14 protein-coding genes are annotated in these 14,574 nt (G+C 70.3%); 12 read left to right on the forward strand and 2 right to left on the reverse strand.

Features of this window, described 5'->3' with window-relative positions:
• Positions 1–12 precede the first annotated feature (12 nt).
• On the reverse strand, positions 13–1,293 hold the full coding sequence (gene lplT / locus ACSQ4M_RS05725; protein WP_436188632.1) for a lysophospholipid transporter LplT: 1,281 nt from the start codon (positions 1,291–1,293) through the stop codon (positions 13–15).
• 149 nt (positions 1,294–1,442) lie between these two features.
• On the opposite strand from lplT, the gene alr reads away from it, so the two are divergent.
• On the forward strand, positions 1,443–2,540 hold the full coding sequence (gene alr / locus ACSQ4M_RS05730; protein WP_436188633.1) for an alanine racemase: 1,098 nt from the start codon (positions 1,443–1,445) through the stop codon (positions 2,538–2,540).
• Here alr and ACSQ4M_RS05735 read toward each other — a convergent pair.
• Positions 2,494–3,459 (reverse strand): LysR family transcriptional regulator, encoded by a 966-nt coding sequence (locus ACSQ4M_RS05735; RefSeq protein ID WP_436188634.1) that lies wholly within the window; start codon positions 3,457–3,459, stop codon positions 2,494–2,496. The two genes, alr and ACSQ4M_RS05735, sit on opposite strands and share 47 nt — an antisense overlap.
• 89 nt (positions 3,460–3,548) lie before the next feature.
• On the opposite strand from ACSQ4M_RS05735, the gene ACSQ4M_RS05740 reads away from it, so the two are divergent.
• The 11 genes from ACSQ4M_RS05740 to rutF all read left to right on the forward strand — a co-directional run bounded on the left by ACSQ4M_RS05740 (position 3,549) and on the right by rutF (position 14,571).
• Positions 3,549–4,907, forward strand: coding sequence for an acyclic terpene utilization AtuA family protein (locus ACSQ4M_RS05740; protein ID WP_436188635.1), 1,359 nt, complete (start codon positions 3,549–3,551; stop codon positions 4,905–4,907).
• Entirely contained in the window at positions 4,904–5,275 is a 372-nt protein-coding gene (locus tag ACSQ4M_RS05745) for an AtuA-related protein (protein WP_436188636.1), read from the forward strand. The genes ACSQ4M_RS05740 and ACSQ4M_RS05745 overlap by 4 nt, the downstream gene beginning before the upstream one ends.
• A 26-nt stretch (positions 5,276–5,301) precedes the next feature.
• A complete protein-coding gene (locus ACSQ4M_RS05750; protein ID WP_436188637.1) occupies positions 5,302–6,288 on the forward strand; it encodes a Bug family tripartite tricarboxylate transporter substrate binding protein in 987 nt (328 codons plus the stop codon).
• A gap of 138 nt (positions 6,289–6,426) precedes the next feature.
• Positions 6,427–8,037 carry a tannase/feruloyl esterase family alpha/beta hydrolase gene (locus ACSQ4M_RS05755; RefSeq protein ID WP_436188638.1) on the forward strand — a complete coding sequence of 537 codons (1,611 nt, stop codon included), beginning with the start codon at positions 6,427–6,429 and terminating at the stop codon, positions 8,035–8,037.
• A 22-nt stretch (positions 8,038–8,059) separates the two neighbouring features.
• Entirely contained in the window at positions 8,060–10,183 is a 2,124-nt protein-coding gene (locus ACSQ4M_RS05760; RefSeq protein WP_436188639.1) for an alpha/beta hydrolase domain-containing protein, read from the forward strand.
• Between the two features lie 224 nt (positions 10,184–10,407).
• Positions 10,408–11,520: a pyrimidine utilization protein A gene (gene rutA / locus ACSQ4M_RS05765; protein WP_436188640.1), complete on the forward strand. Its 1,113-nt coding sequence runs from the start codon at positions 10,408–10,410 to the stop codon at positions 11,518–11,520.
• A complete protein-coding gene (gene rutB / locus ACSQ4M_RS05770) occupies positions 11,517–12,257 on the forward strand; it encodes a pyrimidine utilization protein B (RefSeq protein WP_436188641.1) in 741 nt (246 codons plus the stop codon). The genes rutA and rutB overlap by 4 nt, the downstream gene beginning before the upstream one ends.
• A gap of 26 nt (positions 12,258–12,283) precedes the next feature.
• A complete protein-coding gene (rutC, locus tag ACSQ4M_RS05775) occupies positions 12,284–12,676 on the forward strand; it encodes a pyrimidine utilization protein C (RefSeq protein WP_436188642.1) in 393 nt (130 codons plus the stop codon).
• A gap of 5 nt (positions 12,677–12,681) precedes the next feature.
• Complete coding sequence (rutD, locus tag ACSQ4M_RS05780) at positions 12,682–13,473, forward strand: pyrimidine utilization protein D (protein ID WP_436188643.1); 792 nt, start codon at positions 12,682–12,684, stop codon at positions 13,471–13,473.
• Entirely contained in the window at positions 13,470–14,060 is a 591-nt protein-coding gene (locus tag ACSQ4M_RS05785; protein WP_436188644.1) for a malonic semialdehyde reductase, read from the forward strand. The genes rutD and ACSQ4M_RS05785 overlap by 4 nt, the downstream gene beginning before the upstream one ends.
• A 10-nt stretch (positions 14,061–14,070) precedes the next feature.
• Positions 14,071–14,571 carry an NADH-dependent FMN reductase RutF gene (gene rutF, locus ACSQ4M_RS05790; RefSeq protein WP_436188645.1) on the forward strand — a complete coding sequence of 167 codons (501 nt, stop codon included), beginning with the start codon at positions 14,071–14,073 and terminating at the stop codon, positions 14,569–14,571.
• Positions 14,572–14,574: the final 3 nt, after the last annotated feature.

Below are 14,574 nucleotides of genomic sequence, written 5' to 3' on the forward strand. Positions count from 1 at the left end.
GGGGGGATGTTCTTAGTGCGTGTGGTCGTTGCGGGCGATTTCCAGCAGGTGCTCCACTTCGTCCGTGTGCACGCGGCAGTTGTGCTGGTGCCACCGCTGGATCACGAACATGAAGCCTGCCACCACCACGCCGAAGGCCGTGATGGCTGCGAAGGCCGACAGGCCCAGCCCGGTCGACAGGCTGTAGAACGCGCCCAGGCCCAGGATGCAGGCCTGCTCGTTGAAGTTCTGCACAGCAATCGAACGGCCGGCGCCCATCAGGTTGTGGCCACGGTGCTGCAGCAGCGCGTTCATCGGCACCACCAGGAAGCCGCCCAATCCTCCCAGCAGGATCAGGAAGGGCGCGGCCACCCACACGCTGTCGATGAAGTTCATGCCGATCACGAGCAGGCCCATGGCGATGCCCAGCGGCATCACGCGCGTGGCCATGTCCAGCTTCATGCGCATGGAGGCGATCACCGCGCCCACGGCCGTGCCGATGGCCACCACGCCCACCAGCGAGGACGCCTGCGTGGTGCTGTAGCCCAGCGCTGCGGCGGCCCAGGCCAGCACGATGTAGCGCAGGTTGCCCGAGACACCCCAGAACAGCGTGGTGGTGGCCAGCGAGATCTGGCCGAGCCGGTCGTTCCACAGCCGCGAATTGCAGCGCCAGAAGTCGGGCAGCAGCGCCATCGGGCTCTTGGGCATGGGCCGCATCGGCACGCCGGTGTCGGGGATGCGCGTGTTGATCCAGGCCGCGATCGCGTAGATGACGACCAGCACGGCGATGGCACCTTCGGCCGGCGTGTCGATGCCGGTGTCGAAGAAGGGCAGGTCGATCGCCAGCAGCCGGCTGGACACGGCATGGCCCACGAGCTGTCCGCCCAGCAGCACACCCAGGATGATGGAGCCGATGGTCAGCCCCTCGATCCAGCCGTTGGCCTTGACCAGCTGCGACGGCGGCAGCAGTTCGGTCAGGATGCCGTACTTGGCCGGCGAGTAGGCCGCTGCGCCCAGGCCCACGATGGCGTAGGCCATCAGCGGGTGGCTGCCGAACAGCATCATGAGGCAGCCGATCACCTTGATCGCATTGCTCAGGAACATCACCTTGCCCTTGGGCAAGGCGTCGGCAAAGGCGCCCACGAAGGGCGCCAGGATCACATAGAACAGCGCGAACATCGGCACCAGGGCGGCGCGCTGCCAGTCCGGCGCGCCGCTGGCGCGCAGCAACTCGATCGCGGCAATGAAGATCGCGTTGTCGGCCAGCGACGAAAAGAACTGGGCCGACATGATGGTGAAAAAACCGCGCTTCATCGCATGTCGTGGGGGCGATCAGTTGAGCTGATGCAAAGTGATAAGAGCTTGTCCGTTCAAGTGGCCGGCGGTTATATCACGGGGCCAATGCGAGAATTCTGCAACTCCTTGCCACCGTTGCGCGGTTGCACACCGCAGCGCTTTCTGCCATGCCCCGTCCCATCCAAGCCACGATCCACCATGCTGCGCTGCGTCACAACCTGCAGCGTGCGCGCCGTTCGGCCGGCGACGCGAAGGTCTGGGCCGTGGTCAAGGCCAACGCCTACGGCCATGGCATCGAGCGCGTGTTCGAGGCGCTGCGCGGGGCCGACGGCTTCGCGCTGCTCGACCTGGCCGAGGCCGAACGCGTGCGCGCGCTCGGCTGGCGCGGCCCCATCCTGCTGCTCGAAGGCGTGTTCGAGCCGCGCGACCTGGAACTGTGCTCGCGCCTCTCCTTGTGGCATGCCGTGCACTGCGAGGCGCAGATCGACTGGCTGGCCGCGCACAAGACGCAGCAGGGCCACCGCGTGTTCCTCAAGCTCAACTCGGGCATGAACCGGCTGGGCTTCGCGCCGGCCAGCTTCCGCACGGCCTGGATGCGGCTGGATGCGCTGCCGCAGGTCGAAGAGATCTCGCTGATGACCCACTTCAGCGATGCCGACGGCGCCAAGGGCATCGCCGCGCAGATGGCCCTGTTCGACGAGGCCACGCGCGACCTGCCCGGCGAGCGCAGCGTGGCCAACAGCGCTGCGACGCTGCGCCACATCGAGACCGCCGGCGTGCGCGGCGACTGGGTGCGGCCCGGCATCGCCGTCTACGGTGGCGCGCCCGACCACCCGGTCTTCAACGCTGCGCACTGGGAACTGCAACCCGCCATGACGCTGGCTTCCAAGGTCATCGGCCTGCAAGACCTGCTGCCCGGCGACAGCGTGGGCTATGGCTCCAGCTTCGTCGCCGACACCCCCATGCGCATCGGCGTCGTGGCCTGCGGCTATGCCGACGGCTATCCGCGCCACTGCGGCACCGGCACGCCCGTGTTGGTGGATGGGGTGCGCACGCGCCTGGTCGGCCGCGTCAGCATGGACATGGTGACGGTGGACCTCACGCCCGTGCCGCAGGCCGGGCCGGGCAGCGCCGTCACGCTCTGGGGCCGGGCCGGCAATGGCGCCGTGCTGCCGGTGGATGAGGTCGCCCATGCGGCCGGCACCGTGGGCTACGAGCTCATGTGCGCGCTGGCGCCGCGCGTGCCTGTCGTGGTCGCCGAGTAGGTGCCAGGGCCTGCGTGAGATCGGGCGGACTGGCCTTCACGCGTTCGTACAGCGCCTGCGCGGCCAGCGACAGGCTGCGCTCGCGCCGGCGCACGAGGTAGATGCGGCGCTTGAGCCCGCTCCAGGCCAGCGGCCGCGTCACCAACCCCGGCTGTGCGAAGTGGAACAGCGTCAGCGCCGGCATCACGCTCACGCCCAGGCCTGCGCGCACCATGCCCATGGCCGTGGCGAGCTGGTCCACCTCCATCAGCGTCTGCATCTGCAGCGGGTGCAGCGCGGCGTCCAGGTACTGGCGCACGCTGGAGTTGCGCGCCATGTGCACGAAGGGGTAGGCCGCCACGTCGCGCGGGCGGATCTCGCGCAGCCGCGCGAGCGGGTGGTCGGCCGGGCAGACCAGGTGGAAGTCGTCGCTGCAGAAGGGCTCGGCGCGCAGCTCCTGCGTGTCGGCGCGCACGGCGGCCAGCGCGAAATCGGCCTGGCCCTGACGCACCAGTTCCACGCAGGGTTCGGACAGCACGTCGGCCACCGTGATCTCCACCCCCGGGTGTGCAGCACGGTAGTCGCGCAGGATGACCGGCAGCCAGCCTGCCGCCAGCGAAGGCAACAGCGCGATGGACACGCGGCCGCGCCGCAGCGCACGCTGCTCCGAGACGCCAGCCAGCGCCGCGTCGAACTCGGCCAGCACGCGCCGCGCCGAAGCCTCGAACTCCAGCCCCTCGGTCGTGGGCGCCACATGGCGCGTGCTGCGGTCGAACAGGCGCAGGCCCAGGGCGGTCTCGAGCTGGCCGATCAGCGCGCTGAAGGCCGGCTGCGACAGATGGCACTGCGCGGCCGCCCGCGTGAAGCTGCGCTGGTCGGCCAGCGCCACGAAGGCCTGCAGCTGGCGCACGGAGACGTTGGAACGGGCTGGCTGATTCATTGAAATGGCGGATGAATTGATCCGAACTTTCGAATTCACAGATGAAGGGCCGGACTCTACATTGCGCCCCGGAACAGACAAGGAGACATGTGGACCAGAACATCCTGCGCATCGGCTGCGCGGCCGGCTTCTCGGGTGACCGCACCGATGCGGCTGCGCCCGTGGTGCGCGCGCTGATCGCCGCTGGCGGTCCCGCGTTCCTGATCTTCGAGACCCTGGCCGAGCGCACGCTGGCGCTGGCCCAGCTGGCGCGCCGCGCCGACCCCGAGGCCGGCTACGAGCCGCTGCTGCCCGACCTGCTGCGTCCGGTGCTGGCCGACTGCCTGGCCCACGGCGTGCGCATCGTCAGCAACTTCGGCGCGGCCAACCCCGCCAGCGCGGCCCGCCGCATCCACGCGCTGGCGCGCGAGCTGGGCCTGGCGGCCCCGCGCATCGCCATCGTCGAGGGCGACGACGTCTCCAGCGCCGCCCACCGCCCGCTGCTGCAGGCCGCGCTGGGCCCGGTGCTGGACGGGCTGGACCTGGTCTCCGCCAACGCCTACCAGGGCGCCGAGGCCATCGCCGACGCGCTGCTCGCCGGTGCCGACATCGTGGTCTGCGGCCGTGTGGCCGACCCCTCGCTGGCGGTCGGCCCGGCGCTGGCCCACTTCGGCTGGGCGCGCGACGACTGGATGCGCCTGGCGCGGGCCACCATGGCCGGCCACCTGCTCGAATGCGGCACCCAGGTCACGGGCGGCTACTACGCCGACCCCGGCTACAAGGACATCCCCGGCATGGCCGCGCTGGGCTATCCCATCGCCGAGATCGATGCGGACGGCCACTGCACCATCACCAAGCCGGCCGGCACGGGCGGGCGCATCGACGCCCACACGGTCAAGGAACAACTGCTCTACGAGGTGCACGACCCGGCCGCCTACCTGACGCCCGACGTGGTGGCCGACATCAGCGAGGCCGAGGTGCAAGAGCTGGGCCCAGACCGCGTGCGCCTGTCCGGCGTGCGCGGCCATGCGCGGCCGGCCACGCTCAAGGTGAATGTTTGCCATGCCACCGGCTGGCTGGCCGAGGGCGAGATCTCGTACGCCGGTGCGCGTGCGGAGGGCCGCGCTCGGCTGGCGGCGCAGGTGCTGCGCGAACGCCTGGCCGGCCTGGGGCCGCTGCGCGCCGACCTGATCGGCGTGTCCAGCGTGTTTGCCGACGATGGTGGCCAGTGGCTGGACAGCCTGCCCGACGGCGGTGCCCGCGACGTGCGCCTGCGCGTGGCCATGAACCACCGCGAGCGCGCCAGCGCCGAGCGGCTGGCGCGCGAGGTCACAGCGCTGTACACCTGCGGCCCGGCCGGTGGCGGTGGCGTGCGCACCGCCCTGCGCCAGCGCCTGGGCACGGTCTCGTGCGTATTGGCGCGTGAGCAGGCGCCCACGTCGTTCCGCTTCATCGAGGTCGCGGCATGAACACCGTCACGGTTCCGCTCTACCGCGTCGCCCACGGCCGCACCGGCGACAAGGGCAACCGCTCCAACATCAGCGTGATCGCCTGGCACCCGGCGCTGTGGCCGCTGCTGCTGGAGCAGGTCACCGAGGCGGCCGTGGCCGCGCAGTTCGCGCACCGTCGGCCGGCCCGCGTCACGCGCCATGTGCTGCCGCGCCTGCAGGCCATGAACTTCGTGCTCGACGAGGTGCTGGACGGCGGTGTCAACGACGCGCTGAACCTGGACAGCCATGGCAAGGCCCTGTCCTTCCTGTTGCTGGAGCTGCCCATCCAGGTCCCCCCTGTGCTGCTGCCGCTGCTGGCCGGTCCACCACTCGAACCACCCCATTGACTTTCAATCACCAGGAGACAAGACCGATGCAAGAACGTTTCAACCCCCGCCGCACCTGGCTGACCGCCGCGCTGGCGCTGACCGCCGGCAGCCTGGCACCGCAACTCGCGGCCGCGCAGGACTTCCCGAACAAGCCCATCACCTTCGTCGTGCCGTTCGCGGCGGGCAGCGCCACCGACCAGATCGCACGCGCGCTGGGCCAGTCCGTCACCGACCAGACCAAGCAAGCCGTGGTCGTGGACAACAAGGGCGGGGCCAGCGGCCAGATCGCCGCGAGCCAGGTGGCGCGCGCGCCGGCCGACGGCTACACCGTGCTGATCACCACCAACACCACGCACGCGGCCAACGAGCACCTGTACAAGAAGCTCAGCTACGACCCGGTCAAGGACTTCGCGCCCATCACGGGCCTGGGCAAGGGCGGCCAGGTGCTTGTGGTGCGGCCCGACGCGCCATACAAGAACGTCGCCGACCTCGTGGCTGCGGCCAAGAAGACGCCGGGCAAGCTCAGCTTCGGCAGCGGCAGCTCGTCCAGCCGCATGGCCGGCGAGATGTTCAAGCAGCTGTCGGGCACCGACATCCTGCACGTGCCCTACAAGAGCAACCCCAACGCGATCACCGACCTCATGGGCGGGCAGATCGACTTCATGATCACCGACACCTCCACCGGCGTGCCGCAGGTCAAGGGCGGCAAGCTCAAGGCGCTGGGCATCTCCACCGTCGAGCGCAACCCGCTGCTGCCCGAGGTGCCGACCATCGCCGAGGCCGGCGTCAAGGGCTACGACATGGGCTACTGGTTCGCGGCCTACGCGCCGGCCGGTACGCCGCCCGCCGTGGTGGCGCGCCTGAACGCGCTCCTGGCGAAGGCCGTGCAGAGCGCCGGCGCGAAGAGCTTCTTCGATGGCAGCGGTTCCACCGCCTGGACCACCACGCCCGAAGGCCTGGCCAAGTTCCAGGGCGAAGAGACGGCCAAGTGGGGCCGCGTGATCAAGGCGGCGGGCATCGAGCCCGAATAAGCCACACCGGCCGGCCAGGCGGCCGGCCTGCCTCGGGGCGCCAAGAAACCGCACAGCCCCGCTTTCGCCAGCAGAACGGGTGCACGGCTGCGCAGTGCAGGGCGCAGCCATGCCCGGACGACAACGAGGAGACACAGCATGCATCCCATCTTCATGCGCGGCCTGATCGGCTGCGCCGCCCTGTCCATGCTCACCGCCTGCGGCGGTGGCGGCGACGACACGCCAGACACCCCGGTGGCGACGCCGAAGAGCTGCGAGCCGGCCGCGCTGGCCGGCGTGCAGCTGGCCGGCGCCACGGTCACGGGCGCTGCGCCGGTGGCCGCCGGCAGCTACACCCCGCCGGGCGGCCGGGCCATCGCCAACCTGCCGGCGTTCTGCCGCATCACGGCCCAGGCCACGCCCAGCGCCGATTCGCTCATCAACTTCGAGATCTGGGTGCCCGAGGGCCAGGCCTGGAACGGCAAGATGGTGGTCACCGGCAACGGCGGCTACAGCCCCGCGCTCAGCACCGGCGACATGGCCTACGCCATGCGCCAGGGCTATGCGGTGGTCGGCGGCGACACCGGCCACCAGTCCGCCGATCCGAACGAGATGTTCTGGGGCGTGGACCATCCCGAGAAGATCCGCGACTGGGGCACGCGCTCCATCCACGCCATCACCGCGCCCTCGCGCACGCTGGTCGAGGGCCTGCGCGCCCAGGCGCCCAGCCGGGCCTACTACTACGGCTGCTCCACGGGTGGGCACCAGGGCTATGCGCAGATGCAGCGCTACCCGACCGACTTCGACGGCGTGATCGCCGGCGCGCCCGGCAACAACCGCACGCGGCTGAACGTCGAGTTCCTGCACCGCTACCTGTCCAACCGCGCGACCGGCACCAGTGGACCGGTGATCCTGACGGCCGCCAAGGCCAGCCTGATCACGCAGCGCGCCATCGCCGCCTGCGACGCGCTGGACGGCGTGAGCGACGGCGTGGTGGAGAACCCGCTGGCCTGCACCAGCGACAGGTTCGACGTGGCCGGCCTGCAGTGCACGGGCGCCGACGCCGCCGACTGCCTGACGGCCGACCAGGTGGCCGTGGCCCAGAAGATCTACGCCGGCCCGAAGAACCCGCGCACCGGAGCCCAGATCTACCCCGGCCTGCCGGTCGGCACGGAAGCGGGCTGGTCCGGCTACTGGGGCGGCGCCGAGCCCGTGCGCGCCGACTACTGGCGGCTGTGGGTGTTCGCCAACCCGCAGTGGGACTGGTGGACCTTCGACTACGACCGCGACATCGCCTATGCCGACGCCCGGGTCAGCCCGCTGGTGGACCAGACCAGTGCCGACCTGTCGGCCTTCAAGGCCGCCGGCGCCAAGGCCATCGTGTTCCAGGGCTGGCAGGACGCGGTGGTCAACCCGGTCGACACCATCGCCTACGCCGAGCGCGTGAAGGCAGCCCAGGGCACGCAGGCCGAGGCGGACAAGTTCTACCGCCTGTTCCTGGTGCCCGGCATGGGCCACTGCAGCGGCGGCAGCGGCGCCACGACCTTCGGCAACAGCGGCGGCCAGGCGCCCAACCCCACCGCCGACAACGACCTGCTCATGGCGCTGGACCGCTGGGTCGAGCAGGGCAGGGCGCCCGACAGCATCGTGGCCGCGCGCCTGAGCGGCGGCAACGTGGTGCGCACGCGTCCGCTGTGCGTGTACCCCAAGACCGCCGTCTACAAGGGCAGCGGAAGCACCGACGACGCCACGAATTTCAGTTGCCAGTGATCGCCCGAACCGGAGACAAACCATGAGAAGCATCTGCATCCCCTCGGCCCTGCTGGCCGCCGTGCTGCTCGCCGCCTGCGGCGGCAGCGACAACGACGACCCGCCGGTCAGCCCGCCGGCCGCGACGCCGCAGCTCAAGCTCAGCGTCACCGCCACCGAGGACTTCCCCGGCAGCTACGGCAGCGTCGGCGCCTACGAGAAGCTGACCGGCAGCATCAGCGGCGAGGTCGATCCCAAGGACCCGAAGAACGCCGTGATCCAGGACCTCGCGCTGGCGCCCGTCAACGCGCGCGGCATGGTCGAGTACAGCGCCGAGTTCGTGCTGCTCAAGCCCAAGGACATGGCCAAGGCCAGCGGCGTGCTGCGCTACGACGCGCCCAACCGCGGCAACATCCTCACGATGCTGAACCCCGCGGCCACGCCCAGCGACGCCGTGTACCTGGAGCGCGGCTACGTGCTGCTCTACTCGGCCTGGCAGGGCGACGTGCCCAAGAGCGCCGCGGCCCGGCTCACGGCCACCGTGCCCGTGGCGAAGAACGCCGACGGCAGCAGCATCACGGGCAGCTACCGCAGCGAGCTCGTGCCCTCGGCGGCCACGCCCGTCATGGCGCTGCCCGGCGGCGTGTTCAACGGCAGCATGATTCCCTACGCGCCCGCCAGCCTGGACAACACCTTGCCCGGCTACTCGCTCACGCGCCGCGTCAACGAGACCGATGCGCGCCAGCTGATCCCGGCCAGCGACTGGAAGTTCGCCGACTGCAGCGCGGCCAACGCCTTTCCGGGCACGGCCGACGGCAGCAAGGTGTGCCTCAAGGGCGGCTTCGATCCGAAGTACCTGTACGAGCTGGTCTACGTGGCCAAGGACCCCAAGGTCATGGGCGTGGGCCTGGCCGCGCTGCGCGACACCGTGAGTTTCTTCCGCAAGGCCGCCGCCGACAGCGCCGGCACGGCCAACCCGCTGGCAGGCCGCATCACGCACACCATCGGCCAGGGCACCTCGCAGTCGGGCAACGCCATGAAGACCTTTCTGCACCTGGGCTTCAACCAGGCGCTGGATGGCGGCAAGGTGTTCGACGGCATGTACGCCCACGTGGCGGCGCGCCAGACCAACATCAACACGCGCTTCGCCGTGCCGGGCGGCGGCGGTGGCCTGCGCACCGACCACACGGCCTTCGGCCAGACCGCGCCGCGCGGCCTGGCAGCCGACTACATGGACGACGTGAGCGGGCGCCAGGGCGGCGTGATGAAGCGCTGCGCGGCCACCAGCACCTGCCCCAAGTTCTTCCTGGGACTGTCGGGCACGGAGTTCTGGCAGCTGCAGGGCTCGCCGGTGCTGACCGACGCCTTCGGCCTGCGCGACCTAGCGCAGCCCGACAACGCGCGCATCTACTACTACGCCAGCACCCAGCACGGTGGCAACGGCGGCACCGCCAGCATCGGCTACGCGCCCACGCGCAACGTCTACCCGGCCGGCACCGTGGTGCACTTCACCGACACCTTCCGCGCGCTGTTCGTCGCACTGGAGGACTGGGTGGTGCGCGGCACCGAGCCGCCGGCCAGCCAGGTGCCCAAGCTTGCGGATGGCACGCTGGCGCGGCCCGACCAACTGGTCTTCCCCACCATGAAGGGCCTGACCTGGCCGGTGTCCGGCACCGCCACAGCGATTCCGGACTTCAACTACCTCGCGCGCTACAACGGCTTTCCGCTGTTCGACTTCGGCCCGCAGTACATCCCGCAGGACGAATCGGGCATCGCCACGCTGCTGCCGCCCTACTACACGGGCCGCGACTACGCCATCCTGGTGCCGCAGGTGGATCCGACCACGGGCCTGACCCGCGCCGGCATCAAGAGCGTGGAGGCGCGTGCGCCGCTGGGCACCAGCATCGAGTTCAACTACGTGGCCACGCCGGGCATCGTCGACCTGTCCAACCTCACGGGCAGCTTCATCCCGTTCCACACGACCGAGGCGGCACGCATCGCAGCCGGCGACACGCGGCCTTCGCTCGAGTCGTTGTACGGCACGCAGGCCGGCTACGTGGCGGCGGTGACCACGGCGGCCAACCAGCTCGTGGCCGAACGTCTGCTGCTGCAGCGCGATGCGGACCTGCGCATCCAGCAGGCCACGGCCACGGCGGTATTGCCCTGAGCGGCGCACCGGCGCGCGCACCGCGGGCGCGCACGCCATGCACCAGCTTGAGATGCCGGCGCCGCCGGTCTGCGCCAAATTGGACCATTTGGTCAAAATGGCTGGCGGAGATTTTCGTAAGTTGTTGAATCGATGGAGATAAACGGACTGGCATGAACGCTGCATGGAGCGGTGGGTGACGCGGGCCAGGGTGGTCCGCGTGCCAACACCTCGCGAGGCAACCCATGAAAGTCGGCGTCTTCATCCCCATCGGCAACAACGGCTGGCTGCTGTCGGAGAACGCTCCGCAGTACCAGCCATCGTTCGAACTCAACAAGCAGATCACGCTCTCGGCCGAGCGCTACGGCATGGACTTCGCGCTGTCCATGATCAAGCTGCGCGGCTTCGGCGGCAAGACCGAGTTCTGGGACCACAACCTGGAGTCGTTCACGCTGATGGCCGGCCTGGCCGCCGTCACCAGCAAGATCAAGCTGTTCGCCACCTCGGCCTCGCTCGTGATGCCGCCGGCCATCGTGGCGCGCATGGCCTCCACCATCGATTCCATCTCGGGTGGCCGCTTTGGCCTGAACCTCGTGACGGGCTGGCAGCGGCCCGAGTACGCGCAGATGGGCATGTGGCCCGGCGACCAGTTCTTCGGCACGCGCTACCAGTACCTGTCCGAGTACATCCAGGTGCTGCGCGAGCTCTGGGGCACCGGCAAGTCCGACTTCAAGGGCGCGCACTTCCAGATGGACGACTGCCGCCTGAGCCCGCGCCCGCAGGCCGCCATGAAGGTCATCTGCGCCGGCCAGAGCGACGCCGGCATGGCCTTCTCGGCCCAGTACGCCGACTACAACTTCTGCTTCGGCAAGGGCGTCAACACGCCCACGGCCTTTAAGCCCGCGGCCGACAAGCTGATCGCCGCCACGGCCCAGACCGGGCGCAGCGTCACCACCTACGTGCTGATGATGGTCATCGCCGCCGAGACCGACGAGGCCGCGCGTGCGAAGTGGGAGCACTACAAGGCCGGTGCCGACCAGGAGGCCATCGCCTGGCTGGGCGAACAGGGCGCGGCCGACACCAAGAGCGGCGCCGACACCAACGTGCGCCAGATGGCCGACCCGACCTCGGCCGTCAACATCAACATGGGCACGCTGGTGGGCTCCTTCGCCAGCGTGGCGCGCATGCTGGACGAGGTGGCCACCGTGCCCGGCACCGAGGGCGTGCTGCTGACCTTCGACGACTTCGTGCAGGGCGTGCACGACTTCGGCGAGCACATCCAGCCCTTGATGACCAGCCGCGCCGACGTGGACAGCCCCGTGCCCACCCGTGTCGCCCCGCTCAAGGAAGCCGCATGAAGACCAACCAGACCCTGAGCTCGACCACGCCGGTGGGCATTCCCGCGCCGGCCGGTGCGCCGCCCGCGCTGGTGCTGCCGGCGCGGCCCGAGCCGCTGTTGCTGCAGCCGTCCAACACCGCGCTCATCGTGGTGGACATGCAGAACGCCTACGCCTCGCTGGGCGGCTACGTGGACTCGGCCGGCTTCGACATCGCGGGCGCGCAGGGCACCATCGCCAGCATCGCGCGCTGCATCGAAGCCGCACGCCAGGCCGGCGTGCTGGTGGTGTTCCTGCAGAACGGCTGGGATGCGCAGTACGTGGAAGCCGGCGGCCCGGGCTCGCCCAACTGGTACAAGTCCAACGCGCTCAAGACCATGCGCGCCAAACCCGAGCTGGCCGGCAGGTTCCTGGCCAAGGGCGGCTGGGACTACGAACTCGTGGATGCGCTGCAACCCGCACCCGGCGACATCGTGGTGCCCAAGACGCGCTACAGCGGCTTCTTCAACAGCCAGCTGGACAGCACCCTGCGCGCCCGCGGCATCCGCAACCTGGCCTTCACGGGCATCGCCACCAACGTCTGCGTGGAGTCCACGTTGCGCGACGCCTTCCACCTCGAGTATTTCGCCGTGCTGCTGGAAGAGGCCACGCACCAATTGGGCTCGGCCGAGATCCAGCAGGGCGTGGTCTACAACGTGCAGACCTTCTTCGGCTGGGTCGCGGGCGTCGATGCGTTCTGCGCGACCCTGGCCGGCTGATCCCTTATTTCCACAGGAGCTTTTCCATGCCCCAAACCGCAGTGATTCCCCCCGGCACCGGCGTGCCTCTCGCCCCCTACGTGCCCGGCACGCTGGCCGACGGTGTGCTCTACGTCTCCGGCACGCTGCCCTTCGACAAGCAGAACAACGTGGTCCACGTCGGCGACGCGGCCGCGCAGACGCGCCATGTGCTGACGATCATCCAGGGCGTGGTCGAGGCCGCCGGCGGCACCATGGCCGACGTGACCATGAACCACATCTTCCTGACCGACTGGGCCAACTACGGCGCCATCAACACCGTCTACGCCGAGTTCTTCCCGGGCAGCAAGCCGGCGCGCTACTGCATCCAGTGCGGCCTCGTGAAGCCGGACGCGCTGGTCGAGATCGCGACGGTCGCCCACGTCGGTAACAAGGGCTGAGCGCGATGCCCGTCGTCGCGCACGACATCCACGGCCCGGCCGGTGCGCCGACCGTGCTGCTGTCTTCCGGCCTGGGCGGCGCCGCCGCCTTCTGGAAGCCGCAGACCGAGGCCCTGGTCGCGGCCGGCTGGCGCGTGATCGCCTACGACCAGCGTGGCACCGGGCGCACCGGCGGCACGCTGCCCACGCCCTACAGCATCGCCCACATGGCCGAGGACGTGCGCGAACTGCTGGACGCGACGCAGACCGAACGCTGCCACCTGGTCGGCCACGCGCTGGGTGGCCTGGTCGGCCTGCAACTGGCGCTGGACGCGCCCAGCCGCGTGGCCAGCCTGGCGCTCGTCAACGCCTGGTCGCAGCCCAACCCGCATTCGGCGCGCTGCTTCGACGCGCGGCTCGCGCTGCTGGCCGCCGGCGGCGCGCGCGCCTACTGCGAGGCCCAGCCCATCTTCCTGTACCCGGCCGACTGGTGCGCCGCGCACCCCGCGCGCGTGCAGGCCGAGGTCGACCATGCCGTCGCCCATTTCCCGGGCGCCGACACCATGCGTGCGCGCATCGCCGCGCTGCGCGCCTTCGACGTCGACGCGCAGCTCGCGCGCATCGGCGTACCGGTCTGGGTCAGCGCGGCGCAGGACGACGCGCTCGTGCCCTGGACCTGCTCGCAGCGCCTGGCCGAGGGCCTGCCGCGCGCCGAACTGCACCGCCTGCCGCACGGCGGCCACGCGCACAGCGTGACCCAATCCGAGGCCTTCAACACCGCGCTGCTGACCTTCCTGGCGCAGCACACCACACCATGACCCACCCCCTCGATGCGGCCGCCCTGGCCGCGCTGTTCCTCGACGCCCGCACGCACAACGGCTGGACCGATGAACCCGTCCCCGACGCGCTGCTGCGCCAGCTCTACGACCTCGTGCGCATGGGGCCGACCTCTGCCAACTGCTCGCCCGCGCGCTTTGTCTTCGTGCGCACGCCCGAGGGCAAGGCGAAGCTGGCGCCCGCGCTGTCCAAGGGCAACCTGGACAAAACCATGGCCGCGCCCGTCACTGTGGTCGCGGCCTGGGACACGGCCTTCTACGAGCAGCTGCCGCGCCTGTTCCCGCATGCCGATGCGAAGAGCTGGTTCACGGGCAGCCCGGCCGCCGCGCACGAGACCGCGTTCCGCAACGCCTCGCTGCAGGCCGGCTACCTGATCCTGGCCGCGCGTGCGTTGGGGCTGGACGCCGGCCCCATGTCCGGCTTCGACAAACCCAAGGTGGACGCCGCGTTCTTCGCCGGCACGACCTGGACCACCAACTTCCTGGTCAACCTGGGGCATGGCGACGCCAGCAAGCTGTTCGGCCGCCTGCCGCGGCTGGACTTCGAAGAAGCCTGCCAACTCGCCTGAAGGAACGGCCATGCAGCCAGACCCGAGTCCCTTGCCCCGCAGCGACTACCGCGACGCGATGGCGCGCCTGGGTGCCGCCGTCAACATCATCACGAGCGACGGTCCTGGCGGCCGCGCCGGCTTCACGGCCTCGGCCGTCTGCAGCGTGACTGACGAGCCGCCCACGCTGCTGGTCTGCCTGAACCGCAAGGCCTCGGTCCATGCCGCGTTCCAGGCCAATGGCGTGCTGTGCGTGAACGTGCTCGCGGCGGGCCAGCAGGCGCTGTCGGCGCTGTTCGGCGGCAAGACGCCGATGGACGAGCGCTTCGCGGCCAGCCGCTGGAGCGCCTTGGTCACGGGGGCGCCGGTGCTGGAGGCCGCGGCCGTATCCTTCGACTGCCGCGTGGTGCGCAGCACCGCGGTCGGCACGCACGACGTGCTGTTCTGCGAGGCCGTCGCCATCCGCAGCGCCGACAAGGCGCAGGGCCTGGTCTACTTCGACCGCCGCTACCACGACCTGCTGGCGGCCTGAGAC

It is taken from the genome of Pseudorhodoferax sp. LjRoot39, from assembly GCF_964253035.1.
GTDB lineage: Bacteria > Pseudomonadota > Gammaproteobacteria > Burkholderiales > Burkholderiaceae_C > Pseudorhodoferax.

Excerpts from the sequence above, each read along its gene's own strand:
- ACSQ4M_RS05755 (WP_436188638.1), top strand. The coding sequence starts at position 6,427 with ATGCATCCCATCTTCATGCGCGGCCTGATCGGCTGCGCCGCCCTGTCC.
- rutA (WP_436188640.1), top strand. The coding sequence starts at position 10,408 with ATGAAAGTCGGCGTCTTCATCCCCATCGGCAACAACGGCTGGCTGCTG.
- ACSQ4M_RS05760 (WP_436188639.1), top strand. The coding sequence starts at position 8,060 with ATGAGAAGCATCTGCATCCCCTCGGCCCTGCTGGCCGCCGTGCTGCTC.
- rutB (WP_436188641.1), top strand. The coding sequence starts at position 11,517 with ATGAAGACCAACCAGACCCTGAGCTCGACCACGCCGGTGGGCATTCCC.
- ACSQ4M_RS05745 (WP_436188636.1), top strand. The coding sequence starts at position 4,904 with ATGAACACCGTCACGGTTCCGCTCTACCGCGTCGCCCACGGCCGCACC.
- rutF (WP_436188645.1), top strand. The coding sequence starts at position 14,071 with ATGCAGCCAGACCCGAGTCCCTTGCCCCGCAGCGACTACCGCGACGCG.
- ACSQ4M_RS05785 (WP_436188644.1), top strand. The coding sequence starts at position 13,470 with ATGACCCACCCCCTCGATGCGGCCGCCCTGGCCGCGCTGTTCCTCGAC.
- alr (WP_436188633.1), top strand. The coding sequence starts at position 1,443 with ATGCCCCGTCCCATCCAAGCCACGATCCACCATGCTGCGCTGCGTCAC.
- ACSQ4M_RS05735 (WP_436188634.1), bottom strand. The coding sequence starts at position 3,459 with ATGAATCAGCCAGCCCGTTCCAACGTCTCCGTGCGCCAGCTGCAGGCC.
- rutD (WP_436188643.1), top strand. The coding sequence starts at position 12,682 with ATGCCCGTCGTCGCGCACGACATCCACGGCCCGGCCGGTGCGCCGACC.
- lplT (WP_436188632.1), bottom strand. The coding sequence starts at position 1,293 with ATGAAGCGCGGTTTTTTCACCATCATGTCGGCCCAGTTCTTTTCGTCG.
- ACSQ4M_RS05750 (WP_436188637.1), top strand. The coding sequence starts at position 5,302 with ATGCAAGAACGTTTCAACCCCCGCCGCACCTGGCTGACCGCCGCGCTG.
- rutC (WP_436188642.1), top strand. The coding sequence starts at position 12,284 with ATGCCCCAAACCGCAGTGATTCCCCCCGGCACCGGCGTGCCTCTCGCC.